This is a genomic window from Corynebacterium sp. 122RC1, assembly GCF_024580955.1.
In the GTDB taxonomy this organism is placed as follows: Bacteria; Actinomycetota; Actinomycetes; order Mycobacteriales; family Mycobacteriaceae; genus Corynebacterium; species Corynebacterium kozikiae.
In genome coordinates, this window is record NZ_JANIKD010000019.1 from 1 (window position 1) to 26,278 (window position 26,278).

The window sequence follows — 26,278 nt, forward strand, 5'->3', positions numbered from 1 at the left end:
AGATTCTCCGCCAGAATACGATCCTCAACCAAGCGGACCACACGGTCCTTCGCATCCTGATCAAACTTCTTTGGCATGTTCCAGATTTTCCCATCTACTCAAACGGAACAAAACCCGGGACACTTCAAAATTGCCTGAATTAGTCAGCACTCGAAGCAACTGCCCCACAGGCACAACAATTCATGTTCGTCGCCAGTGAGGCCCCGCCTCCCGACTCCCGACTCCCGGCGTGCGGCGTGGGGTGAACGAGATGCGGTCACCCTCGGAGTAGGTGATGACGGAACATTTTCGTTAACTGGGGTAACGGGGTAGGGCCAGTTGGTAGCGTCGGAAGCGCTTGGCTTTGCGGGCGTTGGTCGATAGCCCAAAGTCGATAGGGCGATGTGTTGGTCGATAGGGAGGGCAAAATCCGGGAAATCCGCGCCCTATCGACTTTGAGCTATCGACCAACGTGTCATATCCACCAAAACAACAATGCCCAATGACCCCAACCTCCAACGCGCTCAACTCCTGTGCCAGCGTTGCACTTGACCCTCACGCAGCGTGAGGCGCAACAATGAAACACATGCAAGCCCCCAACACACCCAACATCTCTAACAACACCGACTACCAAGCCGCCGAACCCCTCTACACGGTGGGGGAGGTCGCCCAGGAGCTGAACCTTACGGTGCGCACGTTGCACTATTGGGAGTCATTGGGGTTGGTTGAGCCGCAGTGGCGAAGTTGGGCGAACTATCGCCTGTATTCTGCACGCGAAATTGAGCGCCTGCAGCAGGTGATGATCTACCGGGCAACGGGGATGAAGCTTGCGGAAATTAAGGCCCTTTTGGAGGGCGAACAGGAAAGTCTGGAGCACCTGCGCCGTCAACGCGCCCGCCTTGAGCAACAGCGCGCCGGGGTGGAGGCAATGCTGCAGGCTGTGGAAACGCTATTGGAGAAGCATATGAATAAAGAAGAGTTGAACTTACAGCAGATCGGTGAAATCCTCGGCGACGCCAACTTTGCCGAGCACCAGCAGGAGGCCGAGCAGCGCTACGGCGACTCGCAGGATTGGCAGGTCAGCCAGCAGCGTACCGCAAAGTGGACCGCCCAGGATTGGGAGGCGAACAAGCAACGATTCGCCGCCATCGACGCCCGCCTTGCCCAAGCTGCCCGCGAGGCCATTCCCACCGATTCCCAAGAGGCCGCCGCGCTGGTAGCCGCCCACCGCGAGGTCCTTAGCGAGTTCTTCCCGGTCACCCCGGCCAAGCACTACCTGATTTCTCGCGGCTACATCGCCGACCCTCGGTTCCGCAGCTACTACGAACAGCAGCAGCCGGGTCTCGCGCAGTGGCTGGCGGATGCCATCGCTCACGTAGCGCAGGAGCAGGGGGTGGACCTGGAGCAGCCCACTTGGGAATAGGGCAGTTTCCGCCGCCCAACCCCCTCCAGCCAGGCAGCCCAGGTGCATCCCAGGATGGAATAGGGGAGCAAAAAAACGGAGCCCACTGCTTGAACAAGTAGTGGGCTCCGCTATAGGGGTTTGTGCTGTCCGCTTAGGCGTAGACAGACTCTTCAACTGGGGAAATGCCGAGTTTGTTGAGCATGTAGAGCACGCGGGCCTCGAGGTCGTCTGCGAGTTCGCGGCTTTGCTCCAGCGTCTCAGCCTTGGCCACAGGCCAGACCTTGACTTCCTTGCCAGCCTCGTCGCGGGGAGCGTCGGTACCCAAGAACACGATGAAGTCCGGCATGGCTACGGTGCGCACGTCGTTGGTGTGCCGTGGGGCAGCGGCCAGGCCGCGCTCATTGAACACCTTTTGCATGTGTCCAATGGCGGCGTTTTCGGGGTGGCTTGCTGCGGCGTCCACGTAAAGGGCCTCGCCGGCGTACTTCTTGGTCAGTGCCACGGCAGCGTTTGCCAGGGCTGCGTTGGTGCCGGCGGCGAAGCGCACGTGAATGCGGTGCTCGCCGAAGTATTCATTGGCCTCGCGTTCCACGAACAAGGGGATGAACTCTTCCAGGGTGGCCTTTGCGGTGTGCTCGGCGATGAGTTGGTCCAGCTTTGCGTCTATTGCCTCAGCGGAGTGAGCATGCCCAAATGCGGCGTGCAGGTCCGCGCGGAGCGTTTCAAAGCGCTTTGCGTTGATGTTGTGGAGCATGATGTGTACCCACCCACTTTCTCAAAAGTCTCAGGGCTGGAAGTTTGTCCATGCATAAGATAAAAGGCAACTTCCGGCCACTTGCTGTTTACCTGTTGTTCACTTTAGCGCATTGCGGTGTGAACTATGCAACTCCCAAACGTGAAAAAGTTTCCATAAGTAGCCCTGACCTTGGAAAATACAACCTTAAAAATTCTTGAAAATATTGCACTTTGGGCGTGTCACGCCTTCCCCCACTAAAGCAGCAGCGCGCCCCCAAGCAGCACCGCGAGGTGTGACCTTGGGGGCGTCGGCAATTCCCTTGATTCGCTCGGCGTTACACTGCAGCATGCACTGGTTCGTGCGCCTGGATGGCAAAGCTCGGGTGCATGAGCTCGGTGTGCGCCTGGGTTGCCAGCTCCGCGCAGAGCTTGCCCACGGCTGGGGCCATCTTGAAGCCGTGTCCGGAGAAGCCGGTGGCGACCACCACGTCTCCGACTCTGTCCATGATCGGGGTCTTGTCTGCCGTGTAGGTGTCAAAGTGCACCGAATAGCGGTTGGGCTCCGGGTGGACGCCGGGGAAGAGCTCGGTGACCTGCTGGCCGAACTCGCTGAGCGCCTGGCGATCCAAGCGCAGGTCGCAGTCTTCAATCCGGTCCGTCTCCGGGCCTCCCCACAGGTCCAGGCCGGAAATCTTCACCGAGTAGCCGTCCACGCAGGGCGCGCCAAAGAGGTGGAAGTCGCCGCGGTCGCGGATGAACGTGGGGAGGTTTTGGGGGTCGAACTCCCCGGCGATCTTGGGCAGGAACCACGTGAGCACCAGCTTGCGCACCTCGATGAGCGGGGCGAGCTGCGGCAGCACCAGTTTGCTCCAAGCGCCGGAGGTGACCACCGCGCAGTCGGCCACGATGGTCTGATCCCCGGCAACAATTTCCACGCCGCCGCCTTCGAGCTGCGTCACCGCGGTGATCTCCGTGTGCTCAAGCACCTTCGCACCGTTGAGTTTTGCCTGTTCAACAGCGGAATACACGGCGAGTTCGGGCCGCATGGCGCCCCCGAGCAGGTCCACGATGCCGGATTCGTTGTCTTGGAAATCCAGCCCAGGGTAGCGGTCGCGCAGTGCCTGGGCATCCAGCTCCTCGTAGGGCAGGCCGTGCTTTTCAATCGACTCCCTTAGGCGAACAAACGGAGCGTCGGTGCTGCGCCCCACGTTGAGGCAACCGAAGTCCAGCAGCAGCTCGCGGCCGGCCTCCGCACCGAGCTCCTTCCATAAACTGCGCGCCTCCTTGAGCAGCGGCACATACTTCTCGCCCTCGTGATACGCCGTGCGAAACAGCCGGGACTCACCCGTAAACGCGCCATAACTGTGCGATAGCCCGAACTGCTCAACGCCAATAACCTCCAGGTCAAAGCGCTGCGCGAGTTTGGAAAGCTGCCACAAACTCATTGATCCCATGGTTCCCAAGCCGATGACCACGATTGTTTTCTTTGCCATGTGAAAGACCCCTTGCTGTGCGGTGGTGTGAATATTGGAGCGTGCGGTGAATTTTGGAGCGTGCCGACGCCGCCAGCGCCCGCACACAGTACGGCGGTGCTACCGTTGCGGGCGTTGTGTGGCGGGCGCTGTTGGGTTAGGCCAGGGCTGGGGCTTCCCATAGCGGTAGGCTCACTCCGATGCCCTTTTCGCGTGCGGTTTCGTAGACCTCGGTGGCCCAAGCCACGTCTTCCACCGGCATGCCGCCAACGGAGTAGAGGATGATCTCGTCTTCGCTTCGGCGCCCGGGGATGCGGCCTGCGGAGATGTCCCCGATCTGCTCAAGGCGCGAGGGGTCCAGCTTGCCTTCGCGCATGAGGTCATGGAAGTGGGTGCCCGGAATGCCCAGAAGTTGGTAGGCCTCGGTGCCGTATTCTTCCGCCCATGCGTCGTAGAGGCCCTGGTAGTCCAGGACCAGGCGGGCCTCGCCAGAGAGGATGAACTCGTCATCAAAGCGGGCGGCGGCTGGAAGAAGCAGCAGGGCGCCTGGTTTGAGAAACTGCTTTTGGAAGTATGGGAATGCCTCCGAGCCGGCGGCGTCAGTGGTGGTGGCGGCAATGATGATGTCAGAATCCTGCGAGGCCTCATCCACGGAATCCACCGCCACCACGGTGCCCACGCTCGGGAACTTCGTTTTAACGTATTCCACAAAGGCTTCGGTGGAACCGGCGGAGCGGCCCTTGACCTTAATGGTTGTGATCCCTGGGCGCAGTGCCAAGACTGCTTCCAGGAGGGTGCGGGCCATCACGCCGGGACCCACCACGCCCACAACCTCGGCATCTTCCTTGGCAAACAGCTTCACGCCCACGCCGGGGACCGCGCCAGTGCGGTATGCGGACAGGAGGTTGGCGGACATAATGGCTTTGGGGGCGCCGGTGTCTGCGTCGTTGAGCACAAACGTGTGGATGGATCGGGGGAGGCCCTGCTTGCGGTTTTCCGCGTTCGAGCCGTACCACTTCACACCCGCCCCACGGAAACGACCACCCAAGTAGGCGGGCATAGCCATGAACCGACGGTCTGGGCCGTCCTTCGGCATTTCCTCAAACTCTGGTTCGGCGGGAAAACCGATCATGGCGCCGTGGGAGTTCGCGTTCTGGCCAGCCATGCGGTAGTCGCCGTCTGCGAGCAGCACCAGCGTTTCTTCCATCACGTCAATGCACTTGGCAATGTCTGTGACTCCAGCCTCGATCATGTCGGGCTCAGAGAGGTACAGAAAATCAATCGCGGTGTTATTGCTCATGGGGGCTCCTTATGTGAAAGATTGTGGGGCAACCGGCACGCACGTCTTGCTTGCAGTATTTGCGTGCCGGTGCTCCTATTGGGTGAGGGAAGGAAAGATGAGGGGGAGGGGGTTCATACTAACCAGGTTGCTAGCGTGGGCTGCTTGGTTGAAGTTCCGCAGAAACCGACGCTGGGTCGGCCGACAGCAAGACCTCCGATTCTGATTCCGGTTCCGATTCCGGTTCTGGAGCCGACGCTGGCGCTGTTGCCTGTGCCGACGGCGGCGGTGGCGTCGGTACCGCTGCTTCTTTGCCGCTTGCCTGCGGGCGCTGCTCCATCGCTTTGGAGAGTTGGCTTGGGCCGAAGGTGCGCATGTCGTAGGCGGATTCAGCGTGGATCATGAGGTCAATACCGCCCGCTTCATCCTCACTGTTGATGCGGATTGGGGTGATCTTGTTGAGGAGGGTCGCGATCAGCCAAGTCATGCCGAAGGAGTATGCAATGGTCACAACGATTGCGATCGGCTCGCTCCAGAAGATGCTGATGTCTCCGCCGCGGAAGATGCCTACCACGCCTGCTGGTGCCTGCGGGTTGCCAAAGAGCATCACAAACAGTGCGCCCGCGATGCCGGCAATGCCGTGGACTGCGAATACGTCCAGGGAGTCGTCAATGTGGTGCTGCCTCTTCCAAGAAATTGCCCACGCTGCTGCGGCGGAAGCGCAGAAACCGACCAGCACGGCCTGCATTGGGCTGACTGCATCCGCGGATGGCGTGATGCCTACCAGACCTGCGATGATGCCGGTGCCCATGCCCAACATGGTGGGCTTCTTGGTGAGGATGCGTTCGATCACAATGAATCCCAGCGCGCCACCGGCCACGGACATGAGAGAGGTGAGGACGACGTAGGTTGCCAAGAAGGAGGCGCTACCAGCAGTGCCGCCGTTGAAGCCCAACCAACCTGCAACCAGGAGGCCAACGCCCACCATCATGAGAGGGAGGTTGTGTGGCCTTCCCATGCCCGCCTTCCTGGGGCCCAACACATAAGCCAATGCTAGGCCGCTGGCGCCGGCGTTCATGTGGATTGCGGTGCCGCCTGCGAAGTCGTGGAAGTGCAGGTTGTTGCGCATCCAGCCGCCCACCACCCCGGTTTCTTCATCGCTGAGTGCAAACACCCAGTGAGCCATTGGGGCGTAGACCAGCAGGAGCCAAATGGCGCCAAAGACTAGCCACGCGCCAAACTTCATGCGTCCTGCAGCGCCGGAGGCTACCAGTGCCAGTGAGATTGCTGCGAAGAGGTAGAAGAAGGCGCCCCAGAGGGCTTCATACTCGCCGTCGTCATTCATGCCGCCTTGAAGGCCAAAGTAACCGCTTGGGTTACCAATGATTCCCAGTCCACCGAGGGAATCTCCCACCACGAGGCCGTGGCCGATTCCCACATACACGATTGCCGTGACAATGAGTGAACCCATCACCATCATCACCATATTCAGCACCTGCCCCTGGCCAAGCATGCCTCCGTAGAGGAATGCTAGGCCTGGGAACATCAGGCTGACCAAAGCGATGGCCGTCAGAATCCATGCAATATCTGCTGCGTCCAACGTGTTCACCCCTTTTCTCAAACTCTGTTACGCCATATTCGCCACAAAACCTATTGGCTGATAGAAAAGCTAGGACACTGAAACCTGTCACGCAATAGAAAACCGTGTTTCTACCCCCGCGGGGCCGGGTTTAAGTTCAGGCGATAGGTCCTATTCATGGCTTATAGGGATTGTGAATTTGAGTGATTATTTGGCCGCTAACCCCGGCGAGGGGGGAGGGGTGTCCGACTTGAATGTCGTTTTGACTGAATCGCTTGTGTCTGAAGGTGGATTGGGTTACCCTTTGCCCTTGTGTTTAATGGAAAGCATTTCCATTAATGAAAACTTGTTGAAAACTCAGGCGTGTGAAAACTGCTATGACTGCATGAATTTACGCTGCCTGGGCGACGCTGGCGGTACGGACGAAACAAGCTGCGCGCGAAAGAGAAGGAGGAGTAACTATGCCACACCAGCAGCAGGAAGCCTCCCGTGAAGCCTTCCCCAGCTCGCGCCGGGAGGTCCAAGAACTCCGCCAGGTCTCGCAGCTCCGGCAGGGTCGGCTTGGCCTGTTAATGCTCGGTCTCGGGGCACTGCTGATCGCCGTGGTGTTTCTTGGTGCAAGCCTCGGCCCCTTGGGCTTCCAGCCTGGGCAAACGCTGAGCGCCCTCGCGCACACGCTCACAAGCACTGCCAACTCCACCGCTCAAGACTCCGCCCACGCCCTGGTTACCGCAGTGCGTCTCCCGCGCACACTCACTGCCGCGCTGGTGGGCGCGAGCCTTGCGGTGGCTGGAGCTGCCATGCAGTCCGTGTTCCGCAACCCCTTGGCCGAACCCGGAATCACCGGCGTATCCAGTGGTGCAGCGGTGGTCGCGGTGCTGGCCATCACCACCGGGTTGAGCTCCGTGCATCCGCTGATGTTGCCGCTCGGCGCCTTTGCCGGTGCGCTGCTTGCGGTTGTGGTGGTGCAAGCCATCGCGGCGCGCGGTTCCTCCCACACAATCCTGTTGGTAGGTGTGGCACTCAACGCCTTCCTCGGGGCGGTGATCGCGGCGGTGATCGCCAACGCAGTTGATGCCGAGGACGCCCGTTCCGCAATGTTCTGGCTCAACGGAGACCTCACGGGCACCACCATGGCTGACATCAAGCTCGTGATCCTGCCCCTGCTGCTCGGCATGATTGTGGTGGGGCTGCACACACGCGAACTCAACCTCCTCGCAGCCGGCGAGGCCATCGCCCACACCTCCGGCATGCAGGTGGGGCGTACCAAACAAATCGTTCTGTTCGCAGCCGCGCTCACCACCGCCAGCGGCGTGGCGATCACCGGCATTATCGCCTTCGTGGGCTTGGTCGTCCCGCACCTTGTCCGCCTCTTGTGGGGCAGCGATCACCGACTGCTCCTTCCCGCGAGCGCCCTGCTTGGCGGCGTGCTGCTCGTCTGCGCCGACGTCACCGCCCGGCTGGTCTGGCAGCCTGTTGCCCTGCAGACGGGCGTCGTCACCGCGCTTTTCGGTGCACCTTTCCTGCTCTTCCTGGTGATTCGGGCAGCAAAACAGCAGCAAGGGGGCCAAGGATGATGCTGGAACTGCGAGGGGTTTCCGTGAGCTACGGCCGCGCCGGGGTGCTGAAGGAACTCACGCACACGTTCGCGCCGGGGCAGGTACATGCGATTGTCGGCCCCAACGGCGCGGGCAAATCCACACTGCTCAAGGCGATGCTCTCCCTGCATCCCTACCGCGGGAGCATGCGTATCGACGCCGCCGAGGCCCGCACACTCCACCCGCGGCAACGCGCGCGGAAGGTGGCATATGTTCCCCAGCAACTCCCGCCAGGCATCGAGTTCTCCGGCAGGCAGTTCGTGGAACTGGCTCGCTACGCGCGACTACGCCGCTTTGACACCCTCACGGCACAAGACGCCGAAGTAGTAGAGCAAGCACTCACACAAGCTGGGGCTTTGGACTGGGCGCACAAGCCGGTGCGGCACACGTCGGGTGGCCAGCAGCAGCTCACCAGCTTGGCGCGGGCACTAGCCCAAGAGCCCAAAGCACTACTGCTGGACGAACCCACCAGTGCCCTGGACATTTCCCATGAGGCAAAAGTGATGCGCCTGCTGCGGCAGTGGGTCGCCGAAAATCCACAACGCCTGGTGGTGGCAGTTGTGCATGACCTTTCCTTGGCAGCCCGCTTTAGTGACCAGCTCGTGCTGCTCGCACACGGAGGCATTGCGCGCTCTGGCTCCCCGCCGGAGGTGCTCACCACCACCATCCTCAGTGAGGCCTTCGGGGTGCAGGTGGAGGTGAGCGCGCACCCTCGTACAGGGGCACTCCAGGTGCAGGCGCGCTGATCTTGCAGGCGCGTTGAACTTGCAGGCGTGCTGGCGCCGCTGGTGCGCTGGTGCGCTGGTGTGCTGAGCTGCAGAAATGTCGAACATTACATCCATATGAAGTAAAGGAGTTTTGCTTTGAAAAAGATTGCCCGCCCGTTCGCGTTGAAGTCCGGTTTCTCGGCGCGCCTTGTGTGCGCTGGTGTTGCGCTGGCTGTGCTCGGCGCCTGCAGCCCGGCGCAGGAGCAACCATCCCAAGAAACAACTCAAGCCACCAGTGCGGCGGCCTCCGCTGCACCGAGCGAGCAGGCTTCTGCACAGGAAACCGCACAGCCGCAGCGGATTGTGGCGGTGACCAGTGACGTCGCGGGCGTCGTTCTTGCTCTCACCGGCGGCGAACGTGTGGTTGCGGTGCCGGCGAGCGTGGAGGCACCCGCCGGTGTGGAAGCAACGCTGCCCCCTGGCACCGATCCCGAGGTGGAACAGGTGCTCGCGTTGAGCCCTGACCTGGTGATTACCACCACTCGTCACGGCGGTGAGGAGACGCTGGCGCAGCAGCTTGAGGCAACCGGCGTGCAGTCTTTGGTGGTGGACCCGGAGCAATTTGGCACCCCAGAGGGCGTGGCGGCAGCAACCCGCACGATTGGCCAGGCGATTGGGCTCAAGGATGAGGCAGAGCGGCAAGTGAAGCAATTTGAGGAGGAGATCGCCGCCCTCGATGCCCAGGCACTCACTGACGGCCCCACCGCGTTGGCGCTGATGGTCCGCGGCCCGCAGGTGATGGCGATGGACCAGGGCCTCATGCTGCCGGGGCTGATCACGCGCGCCGGTGCGACCTACCAGGCCCAGGCCATCGGCTTGCAAAACACCCGCCCGATCGACGCCGAACAGCTCCTCAAAGCCAACCCCGAAGTCCTGTTCGTGGAGGATTTCCAGGGCAAGGGCATCGCACCTTTTGAGTCCCTGCTGAACAACCCCGCAGTGGCGAGCGTTCCTGCAATTCAACACAACCGCGTGTATGTGATTTCCCAAAGCGAGGCTTCCGGCATTTCCGGCCTGAAGACCCCCGAGGGATACCGCGCGATCCTGAACAACCTCAAGCAGATGAACTAAGCCATCACCACAGGTCAAAAGGGGTAAACGGGGCGTGTCCCGCCCGCACATTACACTGCCACTCATGAGCCATCCAACGCAGCACAAACCCTCACACCCTCATGCCGCGCAACCTCCGCATGGGCGCGGCGGGGGTGGGTTTGGCCTGTTGCCTGCACTGCGCCATGCGGCCACGCGGCAAATCGCGCTCGCTAACGCCGCACGATACTTCGGCTGGGCACTGTGGGCGGTGGGTGTGGGGATGCTTTTCGACGTCACCACCTCCGCCCCATCCGCACACAGCTTGCCCTTTGCAGTTGGTGTTGTGCTGTGCGGGCTGCTGACCATGCTGCTTGCGGCATCCTCGGCGAGCTTCCTGCAGCTCGAACGCCCTCGGGCCGCCGAGGCCCGCGTCCGTGCGGGCCTGCTGAGTGCGTTGTGGTCCGTGCCTGAATACCGCCCGCCAAATCCTGCCTCGGGCGGTGGTAGGTCAGGGGCCTCCGACGAGGGCGCGGACGTTGCGCTCCTCACCCAAGACGTGGAGAAATACACCAACAACCACGATGGATTCCAAGGCCAAGTGGCTGGCGCAGTGCTTGGCCCAATAGCGGTGCTCGCGCTTCTAGCGGTGGCCGTGGATTGGCTGAGCGCACTGGTGTTGCTGCTCGTGCTTCCCCTTGCCCCGGTAACGATCGGCTGGTTCCAGCGAAAGTTCCGCGCCCAGGCTGGTGCATCCAGGCGGATGCGTGTCACCCTTGCCGCGCAGTTCACCGCAATAATTCGCGGTATGGAAACAATCGTGCTTGGCAGGGCGGGCCAGCGGGTGCACTCGATGTTGGCGCATGCGGGTGAACGCAACCGGAAGGCCACGATGGCGTTGCTCGCGCGCAACCAGTTGGTGCTTTTTGTTTCCGAGGCAGCGTTTGCCCTGGCCACCACCGCGGTGAGCGTGCTGATAGCGGTGGCGCGTATGCAAGCAGGTGCGCTCACCGAAGGCCAAGCCGTGGCGTTGGTGCTCGTGAGCTTGGTGCTCACCACGCCACTGCAACTGGTGGGCAGCTTCTTTTACATCGGGATGGCCGGCCGCGCCGCCGGTGGCGCAATGGGCAAGTTCCGAGCTCGTTTTACACAGCGCAGTGGTGAACAAACACCTGAAAACGTCACCATAATCGTGGGCCCAGACAACGAGGTTCGCCTGAGCAACGCCACCATTGCGCGCCAAGGCCGAACCCTTGTGCAGGGCCTTGATCTGCACGCCGCACCTGGGCGCCCGGTGGTGCTCACTGGGCCTTCCGGCGCAGGCAAATCCAGTGTGATCGCGGCCCTGCACGGCACCCTGCCGCTGGCAGCGCCCAATGGTCATGGCGGCCACTCCGGGAATGCGACAAGCGAGCTGGTGTTGCCGGAGGCAGGCAGCGCGTTGATTGCGCAACGTACCTGGCTGTTCACCGGTAGCCTGCGCGAAAATCTGGAACTTGCCATGCCCGCGGATGAAGGTGGCTCGGCTGTAACAACAGATGAGGCCCTGCTTTCGGTGCTCGCAACGGTGCAACTCGAAGATTTTGCACAGGAGCGTGGGCTGGCCACGCCTGTGGGGGAGGACGGCACCAACGTGAGCGCCGGCCAAGCGCAAAGGATCAGCATTGCCCGCGCGTTGCTGGCGGGGAAGCAGGTTCTGCTGTGCGACGAGCCCACGGCCCACGTGGACCAAGCCACCCACCACGCCATCATGGATGTGCTCGCTGAGCTCTCCGCCACTCACGCGGTGGTGCTGGTCAGCCACGTTCCGGGGGCAACCCTGCCCAACGCCACCCACATCGAGATCGGCCAGGAGCAGCAATGAGCACACATACCAACGCACTGCCAACGCCAACACCTTCAACCGCTTCCTGGCTCGCTGCGGAAACTCAGGGCTTTCGGCCAGCGCTCGCACTCAGTGCGCTGGCGCGGCTGCTTGGGCTCATCGCGGCAATCGGCATGTACTGTGCAGGTCTGCTTGCCGTGTTCCAGCACAACTTGGTATGGGTGGTGGTTGCCGTGGTGCTGGGCTTGGCCAAAGCCCTGTTGCGCTACGGCGAGCAATTCGCCGGCCACTGGGTGGCATTCAAGGTGCTAGAACAACTGCGCGCCAAAGCCTTCGCTGGGCTGCTCGCCCAATTCGACGCCAACCGGCACCACCACGAACACCCTCATTCCCAATCGCGCTCCTTGAGCGGGGACCTTGTAGAACGGCTCACCAAAGACATCGACCGGCTGGAAGTGTTCTACGCGCACACCCTGGTGCCGGCCACCACGGCACTGCTCACCCCCTTCCTCGCAGCGGGCCTCGTGCTCGCGGCAACAGGGGACACCCCGGCAGCCCTGATTGCGTTTGGCAGTATCGCGGTGGTGTGGGCCAGCGCGATACTCGGAGTCCGCCGCATTTTCGCCACAAACCACGAAGTGGCGCAATTACGCGGGGAGATCTCCCACCGGGTCACGGACGCCGTCTTCGGCCACAGCGAGATCATCAACTACCGCATGCAGCCCAAAATCCGCGCCCGCATCAGCACGGTAGACGGCCACATTCACGCCAAGCAGCGAACCCTGGCAACCATCACAGCTGCCCGAAACGCCCTGCTCACCCTGGGCCTGCTCGGCGGCCCTACCTTGTTGTGGTTCATCGGGCTCTCCGGGCAACAGGCAGCGCTAGCCACGGCGATTGTCCTCGTGAGTGGTCTCCATGGAGCAGCAATGGAACAGCTCACCCCTTCCCTTGCGGCGGCGTGGGCGTCGGCACGGCGCGTCCAGCAGCTCAGCACCAACCCGCCCGCTCAGGAAGGCAAACCCTGGCCAACATATCCCGGCGAGCTGCGGCTGCAAGGAGCTGGCACTGCGAGCGTTTCCGTCCCTCCCGCGGGACACCTCTTGGTGCGCGGACCCTCCGGCGTGGGCAAAACCAGGCTGCTGCGCACCATCATGCAGCTCGACTCCGCAGGTCAAGTGAGCATTGACGGCATCCCGGTGCATGAGATTGCTCCACATGAGCTCCGCGAGCACATCGCCTATGCCCCACAAAAGGCGGTCACCTTCCCGGATACCGTGGGATTCAACCTCACCCTCGGGGCGCCGGTGGAGCAGGCGCGCATCCGGGAAGTCCTCGATGCCCTGGAACTCAGTGAAGTTGCCGCAGATCTCAGCGCCCCGATGGGCACTTGGTCCGGCGGCCAACTCGCACGCCTCGGCATCGCGCGGGCAGTGCTGCAGGAACCGGAGATTTTGCTCCTCGACGAGCCCACCGCCCACCTCGACCCGGCGCTTGCCCAGGCCGTGCGGGAACGGCTGCCCGAACTCCTACCCGGCGTGACGCTCGTGGAAGTCACCCACAGCGCTGCCGACGCCACCCTAGGCGGCAAAGAACTACAAGTGTTGCAATTCCCCGATACTTCCGATTCTCCCGATACCTCCGAACCCTTTGGGACCAGCACATAAGGGTTCCAAAAGGATTCGATAAGTTTTTCCTCATGCCGCGGCGGGGCGGCAACGTGGCCGTTAGGATCGGCACTATGAACGCAAATCGCCCCTTGAAGAGGTCACGCGCGTTTCGTCTCGCCTCAATTGCGGCTGTGCTGGGCGTGAGCACGGCCTTGGTTTCCTGCGGCAACTCCCAGCCCGCGGAGGAACAAAGCACGCAAGCCACCACCACCGTGGCTGCAACCACCGTCACCCAAACACAGACGCAAACCCAAACCCAAACAACCACTACACCTCCGAGCGGCCTTGTGAGTCTGGAGCCAGCGCCACAAACCCAAGCAAATCAGACTCGAGCCAATCAAACCCAAGCAAACCAACCAACCCCGAGCGCACAAGCCAACCCACCTGGGCGAGACACCCGTCCAGTGATCCCGCCGGATACTCGGAAAGGCAGCCGGGTGAACCTCGACGGAACCGAGGTCACCGTCCAGGTCTACGGTGATGGATTTGGCCTACATCTGGTGGGCAATGGCCCCAACACCTCACCTGAGTTCGCGGTTGCCACCATGGAGGTGCTCACTGCCGGGCTCAACGCCACGGAGGAAAACGTCCGCGACACCCTCCCGCGCACCGTGAACGTGTACAGCCCGGCAACTGGGCAAACCTACAGCATGCAATGCGTGAACAACCCCAACAAGACCATCCGTTGTACCGGAGGGAACGGGGCTGAGGTCATGATGTACTAGTGCGCGCTCATCAGCGCTAGTCTCCGCTGGCGTCCCGCTGCGGCATCGCGCCGGGGCGCCACATGCCGTATTCGGGAATGGCGGTATTCGCGGTTCCGTTGGTTGCGCCCATCGGCACAAAGCCATGGCGCGCGTACAGCGCCGCCGAGTCCGGGGTGCTGGCCTCCAAATAGCAGGCAGTCTCCCCGGCGCGCTCGGTGCCGTGGCGCAGCAGCGCGCCGCCCACGCCGAGCCCCTGGGTGCCCTCAGCCACGCCGATCATGAACAGATACCAGTGGGCAAACTTGGGGTGGAGCCCGGCATTGCGTGCTTCATTGCGCAGGTAGCGCCACACCGCGCCAATGCCCATGTGGCGCACCAACACCACGCCTAAACGTGCGAGCGTCGGCAGACTCATGCGTTGCCGCGGGGCCTGCCACAGCGCCACGCCAAGGATCTTGCCTGCTGGGGTGCTGGCGACGTCGACACTGCCCCTGCGCAGGTAGTGATGCGTGATGACCTCCTCAAGCAGCGGCCTCAGTGCTTGCGCGGCGCTGGATGGGCTGCGGCCGGCCACGAAGACTTGCGCCGAGGGGTCCTGAGCGAAGGCACCGGCGAGCACTTCGGCGGCCGCGGGAACGTCCTGCTGTGAGGCGGTGCGGATGGAAAAGTCGGGGGAAGGGTTGTGTGGGCACATCACCGCACAGCCTACCGACGTGCCCGCCTGGTGTGCGCTGCAAAGTATGAGGCCTCAACCGGCGGGTGAGGGAAGTGTTCACCAAAAATTTTTCTGCGATTTTTTTCACGCTCCACGCACCCGAAAACCGTCCGTGAAGGCGGGTTTGTGTTGCCTTATTTTTGAATCACCGCCCCTGCTACATGCATAAATGTCCGAACGGGCATTTTCGTTCTTTGAAGCAACTGTGTTCAAGTGTGAAGAACTTCACTCCGGGAGGTGATTGGGAAGATAGGTCACCTGCTGCGCTGCTGGTTGATTTGGCATACATTCGAGGACATGAGCCAACCACATAGCCAGTCAGAAACCTCCAGGACAATTGGAGTGACAGAAGTAGCCCTCCGTGACGCTCACCAGAGCCTCTTTGCCACCCGCTTGGCAATGGAAGACATGGTGGACGCATGCGAGGACATTGACAAGGCCGGGTTCTGGTCCGTGGAATGCTGGGGCGGCGCAACCTTTGACGCCTGCATCCGCTTCCTCAACGAGGACCCATGGGAGCGCCTGCGCACCTTCCGCAAACTGATGCCAAACTCCCGCCTCCAAATGCTGCTGCGCGGCCAGAACCTCCTGGGTTACCGCCACTATGAGGACATGGTGGTGGACAAGTTCGTGGAGAAGTCCAAGGAAAACGGCATGGACGTATTCCGCGTGTTCGACGCGCTGAATGATCCCCGCAACCTGGAGCACGCCATGCAGGCCGTGAAGAAGGTCGATGGCCACGCGCAGGGCACCATCTGCTACACCGTCTCCCCACTGCACGATGTGCAGGGATATGTGGACCTGGCCGGGCGCCTGCTGGACATGGGTGCAGATTCCATCGCCCTGAAGGACATGGCAGCCCTGCTCAAGCCACAGCCTGCATATGACATCATCCGTGGCATCAAGGAAACCTACGGCGAGGACACCCAGATCAACGTCCACTGCCACTCCACCACGGGCGTCACCCTGGTCACTCTCATGAAGGCCATCGAGGCCGGCGCAGACGTTGTGGACTCCGCAATTTCTTCCATGTCGCTCGGCCCAGGCCACAACCCCACCGAATCCCTGGTGGAAATGTTGGAAGGCACCGGCTACAACACGGACCTGGACATGGATCGCCTGATCAACATCCGTGACCACTTCAAGAAGGTTCGCCCCAAGTACAAGGAGTTCGAGTCCAAAACGTTGGTGGACACCAACATCTTCCTCTCCCAGATCCCAGGCGGCATGCTCTCCAACATGGAGTCCCAGCTCACCGCACAGGGTGCAGGCGACCGCATTGATGAAGTGATGGAAGAAGTGCCCCGCGTGCGCAAGGACGCAGGCTACCCACCACTGGTCACCCCTTCCTCCCAGATCGTGGGCACCCAAGCCGTGTTCAACGTCCTCATGGGCCGCTACAAGGTGATGACCGCCGAGTTCGCAGACCTCATGCTGGGCTACTACGGCGAGTGCATCGGCGAGCGCAACGCAGACCTGGTGAAGCAGGCAGAAGCGCAGACCAAGAAGCAAGAAATTACCGTCCGCCCCGCAGACCTTCTCGAGCCCGAGTGGGACAAGCTGGTCGAGGAGGCCTCCAAGCTCGAAGGCTTCGACGGCACCGACGAAGACGTGCTCACCAACGCACTGTTCCCAGGCGTGGCGCCAGGGTTCTTCAAGACCCGCCCAGAAGGCCCCAAGAACGTAGGCAAGGACCCAGAAAAGCTCAAGAAGCGCGAAAACGAAGCTGTGCTTGAGCCAATCACCTACAAGGTCACCGTGGGTGGCCGCGAGCAGACCGTCCGAGTGGAGCCAGCCGAATAACCCGCCTTATTGGCAGGTCATTCAGCCAGCTTGAAGAAAAGGAAGTAGTGAACACAATGTCACAAGAACCAACCATGGCGGAGCGCCTCGAACAGCTTGAGGAAGCCCGTCGCGTGGTGTCCCTCGGCGGCGGCGAGGCAAAGATCGCCAAGCAGCACGACCAGGGCAAACTCACCGCACGCGAGCGCATCGAAGCGCTTGTCGACGAAGGCACGTTCCACGAAACCGGAATGTTTGCCAAGCACCGCACCACCCACTTCGGCATGGACAAGGCAGTGGCCCCAGCCGACGGTGTGGTCACCGGCTCCGGTGCCGTCTTCGGTCGCCCACTGCACATTGCCTCCCAGGACTTCACCGTGATGGGTGGCTCCGCAGGTGAAACCCAGTCCAACAAGGTTGCCGCCATGATGGAGGCATCGGCTACCACAGGCACCCCATTCATCTTCATCAACGACTCCGGCGGAGCCCGCGTCCAAGAGGGCATTGACTCCCTCTCCGGCTACGGCAAGGTGTTCTACCAGAACGTGCTGCTCTCCGGTTTGGTCCCGCAGATCTCTATCATCGCCGGCCCCTGCGCAGGTGGCGCAGCGTACTCCCCAGCGCTGACTGACTTCATCATCCAGACCCGCAAGGCCAACATGTTCATTACCGGCCCGGGCGTGATCAAGTCCGTCACCGGCGAGGACGTCACCGCAGACCAGCTCGGCGGCGCCGACGCCCACATGGCCAAGGCCGGCAACATCCACTTCGTTGCCGATGATGACGAGCAGGCAATCCTCATCGCCCAAAAGCTGCTGAGCTTCCTGCCACAGAACAACACCGAAGAGCCACCAATCGTGGATCCTGACCCAATCGTGGAGCCCGACCTGGAGCTGCGCGACATCGTGCCGGTGGAAGGCAAGAAGGGCTACGACGTCCGCGAGGTCATTACCCGCGTGGTAGACCGCGGCGACTTCCTGGAAGTCCAGGCAGGCTACGCACAGAACCTGGTGGTGGGCTTTGCCCGCGTGGTAGGCCGTACCGTGGGAATCATTGCCAACCAGCCAAACGTGATGTCCGGTGTGCTGGACATCAACTCCTCGGACAAGGGTTCGCAGTTCATCCGCTTCTGCAACGCCTTCAACATCCCACTTGTGACCTTTGTGGACGTGCCAGGCTTCATGCCAGGTGTGGCACAGGAGCACGGCGGCATCATCCGCCACGGCGCCAAGATGCTCTACGCCTACTCCGCAGCCACCGTGCCAAAGATCACCATTGAGCTGCGCAAGTCCTACGGCGGCGCACACCTTGCAATGTGCTCCAAGGATCTGGGCGCTGACCGCGTGTTTGCGTGGCCAACCGCTGAGATCGCCGTGATGGGCGCCGAAGGTGCAGTGAACGTGGTGTTCCGCAAGGAAATCGCCGAGGCAGAGGACCCAGCCACCAAGCGCGAGGAACTCATCCGCCTCTACAAGGAGACCTTCTCCACTCCATTCATGGCCGCCTCCCGTGGACTGGTGGATGACATCATCGACCCCGCCGAAACCCGCCTGCACATCGCAGACGCCCTCGAGGTTCTGGCCAACAAGCGCGTGACCCGCCCTGCTAAGAAGCACGGCCTGGGTCCGGTGTAAGGAGAAGGCACAATGTCTGAAACTCAACAGGATCTGCAGGCCCTGGTTGCGCAGCTCAGCAAGCGCCTCGACGCGGCCGAGGCCGAAATCGCCGAGCTCCGCCGCCGCTCCGACGCCTCAATTCCAGAGGATGTCATCATGGCCATCTCCGCAGCAGTCTCCGCATACCTGGGCAACCGTGGCAAGGTGAAGGCAGTGCACTTCTCCCGCCACCGCACCTGGGCTGCTCAAGGCCGCCAGACCATCCAGCAGCATTCCATCCGCGCCAAGATCTAGAACAGAAAGAACATCACATGAAACTCAACGTGACAGTCAACGGCATCGCCTACTCTGTCGAGGTCGAGGTCGAGGAAGAGCAGCGCCAACTGGGTTCCATCGTCTTCGGTGGCTCCGGTGGCGGCGCCCATGCTGAGCCAGCAACCGCCTCCGTGCAGGGTGTCTCCGCCAACGCTGTGGTGGCCCCACTGGCAGGCTCCGTATTCAAGATCCTGGTGGAAGAAGGCCAGGAAATTGAAGCCGGCACCGTGCTGCTGGTGCTCGAGGCCATGAAGATGGAAACCGAAATCACCGCCCCCAACGCCGGTGTGGTTTCCTCCATCAACGTGGCAGTGGGTGACTCCGTCCAAGGCGGCCAGGCCTTGGTGGAAATCGACTAACCACCCCCAAAGCGCACCCTGCGCTTGACTTGCTCCCCATGAGCTGAGCCGAGAAGTCGGTTTTCGGCTCATGGGGAGCGTTTATATTTTCCCAAACAAACCCTAGGCGTAGCGCGGCTCGTCTACTCCGGCTTGGTTGAGCATTGGCACGTTGCGGATAGCCTCGGGGATGGCAAATGCATCTACCAGGACCTCCGCCCAGGGGCCGAGGGAGTCCACGAGGTCACGCACGGCGGCTCGGGCCATGCGCAAGCGCAGGCCGGAGAGCATGTTGTGCTCCTGGTACCAGCCGGCATGCTCCACGATGGTGGAGAGCGCGTAGAGGTCGCGTACCTGCTCGAGGACGTGCCGCGCGGGGGAGTCGGCAGGCAGTTTGCTTTCTGCCTCCACCAGGGACTGCAGTGCCAAGGATTCCATGCGCGCCCAACCGGCGGCGATGAGGTGGTCCTGGGCCAGGTCCACCACTTTTGCTGCCTCCTCTGGGTCGAGCTTGCGTGCCGCCCGCATGCGGCCGGCCAGCGACTTCAAGATCTTCTGTGAGCGGTCCTCTAGGAGGCTCACCTGGTAGCCGGCGTCGAACAGGGAGTTGTCGTTGTTGCGGCGCGCGGCGTCGAGCGCGGTTTGCACGGTGACGTGCAGGCCGGAGCGGCGGCGGATGAGGTCGGAGACCTCGTCAATGCCGTAGCGCACCATGTCCAGCGCGTTGAGGTCGCCCATGTCCCTCGCATATGCGGTGAGCATTTCCTTACCCACCATTTGAATGAGCACCGTGTTGTCACCCTCAAAGGTGGTGAACACGTCGGAATCCGCCTTGAACGTGGTGAGCAGATTCTCTGCCATGTACCCAGCGCCGCCGCAGGCCTCGCGGCATTCCTGGATGGTGCGGGTGGCGTGCTGCGTGGAAATGGCTTTGAGGCCCGCTGCCCAGCTCTCCAGCTCACGGGAGGCAATCAACTGCTCCTCGGTGGGGTTGGAGATGTTGAGCTTCCCGCCGGCGATTTGGAGCTGCTGTTCGTAGAGGCGCGCGGTGACCTCGTTTTGCAGCAGCATCAGCGCGTAGGACTTTGCCAATGGCACCAACAGGCGCAGGCGGTGTGAGCGGTGCTCGATGAGGCGCTTCTCGGGGGCGTCGCCGCCAGGGGAGAACTGACGGCGCCTGGTGGCGTAGCGCACCGCAATATCCAAGGAGGTGCGGGTTGCTGCGTTGGCCGCGCCGCCAACCGCAATGCGTCCGCGGATCAGCGTGGAAAGCATGGTGAAGAAGCGGCGGTTCTTGGACTCGATGGGGGAGGTGTAGTTGCCGGCTTCATCCACATCGCCAAAGCGGTTGAGGAGGTTTTCGCGCGGCACGCGGACGTTGTCAAACATGAGGGTGCCGTTGTCCACACCCAACAGGCCGCCCTTGCGGCCGTGGTCGCCAATAGTCACGCCGGGCAGGGGGTTGAGGTTCTCATCACGGATTGGCACCACGAGGCAGTGCACGCCATGCGATTCCTCCACGCCGGGGGTATAGAGCTGGGCAAACACTGCTGCAACTCGGCCGTGGCGCGCGGCGTTGCCCAGGTACACCTTCTTCGCGGAAGGGCTGGGGCTATGGATGATGAACTCTTGGGTTTCGGGGTCATAGGTGGCGGTGGTTTGCAGTTGCGCAACGTTGGAGCCGTGGCCGATCTCGGTCATGGCGTACACGCCCATGAGCTCAAGGTCCATGGTGGGCTGGATGTAGTGGCGGTGCCGCTCGGTACCCAGATTGTCAATCGCACCTCCCCACAGACCCCACTGCACACCGGCTTTCACCATTGCGGAAAGGTCTGCGTGGCCCAGGGTCTCCAGGCCAATCACCGCGCGGTCAGCTTTGCCTGAACCACCGTTGGCTTTGGTAAAGGAGTCATAGGAGTAGCCAGAGTCGCGGAAGCGCTCGAGTACTGGCAGCAGGGCGTCACGCTGTTCCTCAATGGTGCCCTCCAACTTGGGGAGGAAGAAGGGGTCGTTGAGCATCTCGCGGATGCTTTCGCGCAGCTCGCCGAACTGGCCGTCCAGAATCATCCGCAGGTCCTCTGCGGCCTTCGGGTCCGGGGTGGTGGGCAGGGTGTTGGGAACGCGGCGGTCAGCGGCGAGTTCCTTCTTGATCTCCTCGCGGTCCAGTTCCGGTGCGGCGTCGGCATCTGAATCGGGGGAATGCTTCACGACGTCACCATGTTCCTTGCCGGCGCGATCCATTCGCTCAGGCCGGACAAGTTTCTCCGCGGTGCCTGCTGCGGCGGCCTTTAACTTGCTGGTGATGGTAGACATTTCGGTGTTCCTTTACTGTGAGGGGTGTTTTAGGCTTCCAAAATCGCGGCGATGCCTTGGCCGCCGGCTGCGCAGATGGAAATCAATGCGCGCCCGCCGCCGTTTTCATGCAGGGTCTTCGCTGCGGTGGCCAGCACACGCGCGCCGGTAGCAGCAAAGGGGTGACCAGCGGCAAGGGAGGAGCCTTTGACGTTGAGCTTGGAGGCATCGATCGGCCCGAGCGCCTCTTTGAGGCCCAGGCGGTCCCGGCAGTAGTCCTCGGATTCCCAGGCCTGCAGGGTGGCCAACACCTGGGAGGCAAAAGCCTCATGGATTTCGTAGAAGTCAAAGTCCTGCAGGGTGAGTCCGTTGCGGGCGAGCAGCCGTGGTACGGCGTAGGTAGGGGCCATGAGCAGACCGTCCGGGCCGTGAACGTAGTCCACCGCCGCGGTCTCGGAGTCCACCAAGTAGGCCCACGGGGTGAGGCCGTGCGTCGCTGCAAACTCTTCGGTGCCAAGCAGCGCTACGGAGGCGCCGTCGGTCAGCGTGGTGGAATTACCGGCAGTCATGGTGGCCTGGGCGCCGTGGTCGATGGCATCCTGCTTGCCAAACACTGGCTTGAGTTTGGCCAAGGATTCCATGGTGGAGTCGGGGCGCAGGTTGGTGTCTTTGGTGACGCCCAGGAAGGGGGTGATGAGGTCGTTGAAGAAGCCGGCGTCGTAGGCGGCGGCCAGCTTCTGGTGGGAGGCCAGGGCTAGGGCGTCTTGGTCCTCGCGGGTGATGCCAAACTCGCGGGCGGTGATGGCCGCGTGCTCGCCCATAGAGAGGCCGGTGCGTGGCTCGAAGTTGGCGGGTGATTCCGGCACCAGTTGGTTGGGGCGGATGCTGCCCACCAGCTTGAGGCGCTGGGAAGCGCTGCGTGCGTGGGAAAGCTTGATGAGTGTGCGGCGGAGGGGGTCGCTCACCATCAGGGGGGCGTCGGAAATTGTGTCCGTGCCTCCTGCGATCGCTGCGTCGTAGCGGCCTGCGGTGATGCCGTCGGCAACCAACACTGCCGCGGCGAGGCCGGTGCCGCACGCCTGCTGGACGTCGATGGCGGGGGTGGTGGGGGCGAGCGCGGAGCCCAGCACGGACTCGCGGGTGAGGTTGAAGTCTCGGGAGTGCTTGATCACCGCGCCGGCGGCAACCATGCCCAGCTCAACGTCTTGCAGTCCGGTGCGTGCTACCAGGCCGTTGATGGCGGCGGTGAGCATGTCTTGGTTGGAGGCGTTTGCGTACTCGCGGTTGGAGCGCGCAAAGGGGGTGCGGTTGCCGCCGAGGATGGCTACTTTCCTGCGGGAAGCGGACGGTGGGGTGGACATGAAAACTCCTTTTGCCTACAAAACTTTATGGCGTGGATCACGTTTGGGTGTTACTGTAGCCTACATCACAGGAGAGGGTGTTGTGCGTCACGTCCTAGATACCCCCGATAGGGGCGCAACGCTCACACAAACACAGGTAGCAAGGCAGGTATGCGAACAATGGCAAAAGCAGGAACCAAAGCTGGTGTGCTGGACGGCATCATTAACTCCCCGGTAGCAGGCAAACTCGGCGTGCCCCAAGGCGTCCCGCTGCGCCGCTACACCCCCGGCAAGCCAGCTCTCGACGGGCCCATCGCGGTAGCCGGTGAGGGCAACTATGCCGCGCACATCGAGCCCCTGCTCACCGCCAACAAGGGCACTGACAGTGCCGCCTACGAGTTCATCCCCGAACACGCAGACACCCCACGCGCGGCAATCGTGTACGACGCCACCGGCATCACCCGCCCCGAAGACCTCCACAAACTCTACGATTCCCTGAACCCCCAAATGCGCAAGCTGCGCCCCTGCGCCCGCGTGGTGGTGCTGGGCACCACGCCCGAACTCCTCAGCGTTGAACACACCATCCAGCGCATCACCCAACGCGCCCTCGAGGGCTTCACCCGCTCCCTAGCCAAGGAACTGCGCGCCGGGGCCACGGCGCAGCTCGTGTATGCCGCGCCGGGCACGTCGGTAGAGCAACTCGAATCCACGCTGCGCTTCCTGCTCTCTGGCAAGTCCGCCTTCGTGGATGGCCAGGTGATCCGCGTGGGCGCTGCCGACTCACCAGCGGCCCCGGAAAGCTGGGAAACGCCCCTGGCAGGAAGGCTCGCGGTGGTCACAGGTTCTGCGCGCGGCATTGGCAAGACCATGGCGGAGGTGCTGGCTCGCGACGGCGCCAAAGTGATCTGCGTGGATGTCCCAGGCGCGGGAGAAGCCCTCGCAGAAACGGCGAATCAAGTCAAGGGAACGGCTCTGCCGCTGGACGTTACCGACCCCCAAGCGGCCGCCGCAATAGCTGAACATGCGCAGGTGCGCTACGGCATGCCCATCGACGTCCTGGTCCACAACGCCGGCGTGACCAGGGACAAACTGCTGGTGAACATGGACCGCACGATGTGGGACATGGTGCAAAACATCAACCTGGTGGCGCCCGTGCGCATCACCGAGGCGCTGCTTGAAGGCGGGCACCTGGGCCCTGCACCTGCGATTATCGGCGTGTCCTCCATCGCGGGTATTGCCGGCAACCGCGGACAAACGAACTACGCCACCACCAAGGCCGGCATGATTGGCCTGGTAGACGCCCTCAAAGAAACCCTCGCCCGCCACGGCGGCACCATCAACGCCGTGGCCCCAGGCTTCATTGAGACGGCCATGACCGCAGCAATGCCCACGCTCCCGCGTGAAGTGGGCCGGAAATCCAACACACTCAAGCAAGGTGGGCAAACCGTAGACGTTGCTGAGGTAGTGGCGTACCTCGCCGCCGCTTCATCTGGCGCGGTGAGTGGCAATGTGATTCGGGTGTGTGGCCAGTCGATCATGGGGGCATAACGATGAACGAGCACGTCCAGTACACCCAACTGCCAAACATCCCGGAGCTTTCCAAGCTCTACCGCCGCGTGGCCCTTGACCGCGTGCCAGTCCTCGGTACTACCCGCCGTGCCGTCGCCGACCCCACCAGCGGCGCCAAAGTCTCCGGAATCCGGGTGAACCCCGAGCACTTGGCTCACTACAACCAGGCGGTGGGCCTGCGCAACACCAACGAGCTGCCCATCACCTACCCCTTTGTCCTCGGCTTCCCGCTGGCAATACAGGTAATGAGCGCCAAAGACTTCCCCTTCCCGGCGATGGGTGCCGTACACATCTCCAACCAGATTGAACAGCGCCACCCAATAGGCATTGACCAGGAGTTCTCCTTAAGCGTCCACGCCGAAAACCTGCGCAGCCACCGCAAAGGCCTGCTCATCGACGTCATCACGCACCTCACTCTCGCCGGCGAGCAGGACCCAGCGTGGGTGCAAACCTCCACGTTCCTGGGCCTCGGCGCCAAGCTCGCTTCCAGCGCCTCCGCGGACATTGTGAACCGCGGCGAACAACGAGGCACCCGACTGGACACCCCCACCTTGCCCAAAAGGCAAGCGCAGACTGCCTTGTGGCGGATCACCCGGGACCAAATCAACGCCTACGCCGCGGCAAGTGGCGACAAAAACCCCGTCCACACCAGCGTGGCCGGCGCCAAACTCTTTGGCTTCCCCAACGTGATTGCCCACGGCATGTTCAGTGCCGCGAAGATGCTCACCTTGTTGGAGGGGCGCATGGGGGCGTCGGAACGTGCTGTGCGATTCACCGTGGACTTCGCCGCGCCAGTGGTGCTGCCCGCACGCGTCCAGTGTTGGGCGTTGCGGGCGGGCGCCGAGGAGCAAGCCTGGGACCTCCAACTGCGCAAAGCCAAGAACACAGAAAAGCTGCATGCGCACGCAATAGTGGAGGAGTTTGCCTGGCCAAGTTGATCAACGCAGAGCGCATGCCCACGCATGGGGTGAATCCCTGTGGCGTCCCGCACGTTGCGCGTGCTTTGCCAGGGTTTATATGACAAGATGAACGGGCACAATTGAACGGTTCGGGTGGCGTGGAGCAACGCAGAATTGAGGCCTCAACATGGTGGGTAAACAGCGAGTTCGCAAACTTCTAGCGGCAGGTTTTTGCGCAGCAATAGCGTTCGGCGCAGCCCCCACCGCCCAAGCCCTCACGCTGCCCGCGCCGATGTCCACCCAAGACACCATCAACGAGTGGAACAAGCAACTCCAGCCCTTCGGCGTCCAATTGCCAGCCGTGGACCCGGCGCTCGCGCAGGCCATTGACCAATCGCTTTCCGACGCCCACCGCGAAGCCGAGCGCCTAGGCACCCAGTGGGAGCAACAGGCAGCAGCGGTGCAGGAGCAGGTGGCGGCCGCAGTTCCGGTTGTTGCGCCTGCTGTGCCTGTTGCTCCGACTGCGGGGTACGCGGTGGGTGACCCCGCCGGCCCGAACTACATGTGGCGTAACGACCCCGTCTCCTCCATCATGGCGCTCACCCCTGGTCCCGTTTTGCACCGCGCGCCCGGCTCCTGGTTTAACGCGCCGGATGTCCCGGAGGCGTCGAAGGCTGCGGAGGCCCAAGGCAAGTCCCTGTATGGCCCGGGCACCCCAATCTTTGTGGCAGAGAAGTCCATGTGCACCGTCACTGCAACGGGCACCGACGCCCAGGGCCGCAAACTGGCCATCACTGCTGGCCACTGCGGTTCGGTGGGTGACACCGTGATTTCCGCCGACTCCTGGAAGCTCGGCCCCTCGGGCACCGTGGTGGCCCAAGGTACGAACTTGGACTACGCCGTGATCGAGCTCGGTTCAAACGCGCAGCTCACCAGCACCTACAACGGCGTGACCGTCACCGACCACGGCGCCCAAGCCCAAGGCGAAATCCTCTGCAAACAGGGCGTGGCCACCGGCTTCACCTGTGGCGTTGTGTGGGCAAATCAATCTGCCATGGCGCTCAGCCAGATTTGCGCAATGCGAGGTGACTCCGGCGCCCCCATCCTCAACGGCAACAAGGTGGTTGGTTTGGTTAATGGCGGCATGTTCCCAGACCAAAACCTCGCCTGCGCAACCCCGCTGCAAGGCCCGCTGTTCATGCCCACCCAATCCACCGACTTCAATAAAGTAGTCAAAGACCTCAACGCCCGCGGGGGAGTGGGAGCGGGATTCCAGTTGACCAAATAGCTGGTGTAGGGCCGCCGCTTGGCGAAGGTCGATAGCTTAAAGTCGATAGGACCCGATTTTCCCCGAAATCCGCCGTCCT

At 62.3% G+C, this 26,278-nt stretch carries 20 protein-coding genes and 1 pseudogene; 14 read left to right on the forward strand and 7 right to left on the reverse strand.

From position 1 onward, the window contains the following. Positions 1 to 565 precede the first annotated feature (565 nt). Entirely contained in the window at positions 566 to 1,402 is an 837-nt protein-coding gene (locus tag NQ050_RS09125) for a MerR family transcriptional regulator (protein ID WP_257038993.1), read from the forward strand. 133 nt (positions 1,403 to 1,535) lie between these two features. On the opposite strand, the gene NQ050_RS09130 is transcribed toward NQ050_RS09125, so the two are convergent. From NQ050_RS09130 to NQ050_RS09145, 4 genes and pseudogenes are all read right to left on the reverse strand, one after another. Beyond that, a complete protein-coding gene (locus NQ050_RS09130) occupies positions 1,536 to 2,138 on the reverse strand; it encodes a three-helix bundle dimerization domain-containing protein (protein WP_257038994.1) in 603 nt (200 codons plus the stop codon). Between the two features lie 316 nt (positions 2,139 to 2,454). Beyond that, complete coding sequence (solA, locus tag NQ050_RS09135) at positions 2,455 to 3,612, reverse strand: N-methyl-L-tryptophan oxidase (protein ID WP_257038995.1); 1,158 nt, start codon at positions 3,610 to 3,612, stop codon at positions 2,455 to 2,457. Positions 3,613 to 3,748: 136 nt separating this feature from the next. Further along, the gene (locus NQ050_RS09140) at positions 3,749 to 4,891 is read right to left on the reverse strand and encodes a tyramine oxidase subunit B (protein WP_257038996.1); all 1,143 of its coding nucleotides are present in this window, start codon (positions 4,889 to 4,891) and stop codon (positions 3,749 to 3,751) included. A 340-nt stretch (positions 4,892 to 5,231) separates the two neighbouring features. Continuing rightward, positions 5,232 to 6,470 (reverse strand): annotated as a pseudogene (locus tag NQ050_RS09145) (ammonium transporter); the annotation flags it as partial. Positions 6,471 to 6,910: 440 nt separating this feature from the next. On the opposite strand from NQ050_RS09145, the gene NQ050_RS09150 reads away from it, so the two are divergent. The 6 genes from NQ050_RS09150 (at position 6,911) to NQ050_RS09175 (ending at position 14,063) form a co-directional block, all read left to right on the forward strand. Then, positions 6,911 to 8,026, forward strand: coding sequence for an iron ABC transporter permease (locus tag NQ050_RS09150; RefSeq protein WP_257038997.1), 1,116 nt, complete (start codon positions 6,911 to 6,913; stop codon positions 8,024 to 8,026). Further along, a complete protein-coding gene (locus NQ050_RS09155; protein WP_257038998.1) occupies positions 8,023 to 8,793 on the forward strand; it encodes an ABC transporter ATP-binding protein in 771 nt (256 codons plus the stop codon). Before NQ050_RS09150 ends, NQ050_RS09155 begins: the two co-directional genes overlap by 4 nt. Before the next feature lie 117 nt (positions 8,794 to 8,910). Next, on the forward strand, positions 8,911 to 9,885 hold the full coding sequence (locus tag NQ050_RS09160) for an ABC transporter substrate-binding protein (RefSeq protein WP_257038999.1): 975 nt from the start codon (positions 8,911 to 8,913) through the stop codon (positions 9,883 to 9,885). Positions 9,886 to 9,949: 64 nt separating this feature from the next. After that, a complete protein-coding gene (locus tag NQ050_RS09165; RefSeq protein ID WP_257039000.1) occupies positions 9,950 to 11,707 on the forward strand; it encodes an ATP-binding cassette domain-containing protein in 1,758 nt (585 codons plus the stop codon). Beyond that, the gene (locus NQ050_RS09170; protein ID WP_257039001.1) at positions 11,704 to 13,335 is read left to right on the forward strand and encodes an ABC transporter ATP-binding protein; all 1,632 of its coding nucleotides are present in this window, start codon (positions 11,704 to 11,706) and stop codon (positions 13,333 to 13,335) included. The genes NQ050_RS09165 and NQ050_RS09170 overlap by 4 nt, the downstream gene beginning before the upstream one ends. A 74-nt stretch (positions 13,336 to 13,409) precedes the next feature. Further along, positions 13,410 to 14,063 carry a hypothetical protein gene (locus NQ050_RS09175; protein WP_257039002.1) on the forward strand — a complete coding sequence of 218 codons (654 nt, stop codon included), beginning with the start codon at positions 13,410 to 13,412 and terminating at the stop codon, positions 14,061 to 14,063. A 16-nt stretch (positions 14,064 to 14,079) separates the two neighbouring features. Here the strand turns inward: NQ050_RS09175 and NQ050_RS09180 are convergent, their stop codons facing one another. After that, positions 14,080 to 14,739 carry a GNAT family N-acetyltransferase gene (locus tag NQ050_RS09180; RefSeq protein ID WP_257039003.1) on the reverse strand — a complete coding sequence of 220 codons (660 nt, stop codon included), beginning with the start codon at positions 14,737 to 14,739 and terminating at the stop codon, positions 14,080 to 14,082. A 318-nt stretch (positions 14,740 to 15,057) separates the two neighbouring features. On the opposite strand from NQ050_RS09180, the gene NQ050_RS09185 reads away from it, so the two are divergent. From NQ050_RS09185 to NQ050_RS09200, 4 genes are read left to right on the forward strand one after another with little or no spacing between them, the layout of a single operon-like run. Beyond that, positions 15,058 to 16,563: a methylmalonyl-CoA carboxytransferase subunit 5S gene (locus NQ050_RS09185; protein WP_257039004.1), complete on the forward strand. Its 1,506-nt coding sequence runs from the start codon at positions 15,058 to 15,060 to the stop codon at positions 16,561 to 16,563. A gap of 56 nt (positions 16,564 to 16,619) precedes the next feature. After that, positions 16,620 to 18,176, forward strand: a complete 1,557-nt coding sequence (locus NQ050_RS09190; RefSeq protein WP_257039005.1) for an acyl-CoA carboxylase subunit beta — start codon at positions 16,620 to 16,622, stop codon at positions 18,174 to 18,176. Between the two features lie 12 nt (positions 18,177 to 18,188). Further along, positions 18,189 to 18,452 (forward strand): hypothetical protein, encoded by a 264-nt coding sequence (locus NQ050_RS09195; protein ID WP_257039006.1) that lies wholly within the window; start codon positions 18,189 to 18,191, stop codon positions 18,450 to 18,452. A 17-nt stretch (positions 18,453 to 18,469) separates the two neighbouring features. Beyond that, positions 18,470 to 18,832: a biotin/lipoyl-containing protein gene (locus tag NQ050_RS09200; protein ID WP_257039007.1), complete on the forward strand. Its 363-nt coding sequence runs from the start codon at positions 18,470 to 18,472 to the stop codon at positions 18,830 to 18,832. 102 nt (positions 18,833 to 18,934) lie between these two features. Here the strand turns inward: NQ050_RS09200 and NQ050_RS09205 are convergent, their stop codons facing one another. Further along, a complete protein-coding gene (locus NQ050_RS09205) occupies positions 18,935 to 21,124 on the reverse strand; it encodes an acyl-CoA dehydrogenase family protein (protein WP_257039008.1) in 2,190 nt (729 codons plus the stop codon). A 29-nt stretch (positions 21,125 to 21,153) separates the two neighbouring features. Next, positions 21,154 to 22,464, reverse strand: coding sequence for an acetyl-CoA C-acetyltransferase (locus NQ050_RS09210; RefSeq protein WP_257039009.1), 1,311 nt, complete (start codon positions 22,462 to 22,464; stop codon positions 21,154 to 21,156). A gap of 159 nt (positions 22,465 to 22,623) precedes the next feature. Here NQ050_RS09210 and NQ050_RS09215 point away from each other — a divergent pair, with 159 nt between their 5' ends. The 3 genes from NQ050_RS09215 (at position 22,624) to NQ050_RS09225 (ending at position 26,199) form a co-directional block, all read left to right on the forward strand. Next, positions 22,624 to 23,991 carry a 3-oxoacyl-ACP reductase gene (locus NQ050_RS09215; protein ID WP_257039010.1) on the forward strand — a complete coding sequence of 456 codons (1,368 nt, stop codon included), beginning with the start codon at positions 22,624 to 22,626 and terminating at the stop codon, positions 23,989 to 23,991. 2 nt (positions 23,992 to 23,993) lie between these two features. Further along, positions 23,994 to 24,950: a MaoC/PaaZ C-terminal domain-containing protein gene (locus NQ050_RS09220; protein WP_257039011.1), complete on the forward strand. Its 957-nt coding sequence runs from the start codon at positions 23,994 to 23,996 to the stop codon at positions 24,948 to 24,950. A gap of 148 nt (positions 24,951 to 25,098) precedes the next feature. Then, a complete protein-coding gene (locus NQ050_RS09225; protein WP_257039012.1) occupies positions 25,099 to 26,199 on the forward strand; it encodes a S1 family peptidase in 1,101 nt (366 codons plus the stop codon). Positions 26,200 to 26,278 lie beyond the last annotated feature (79 nt).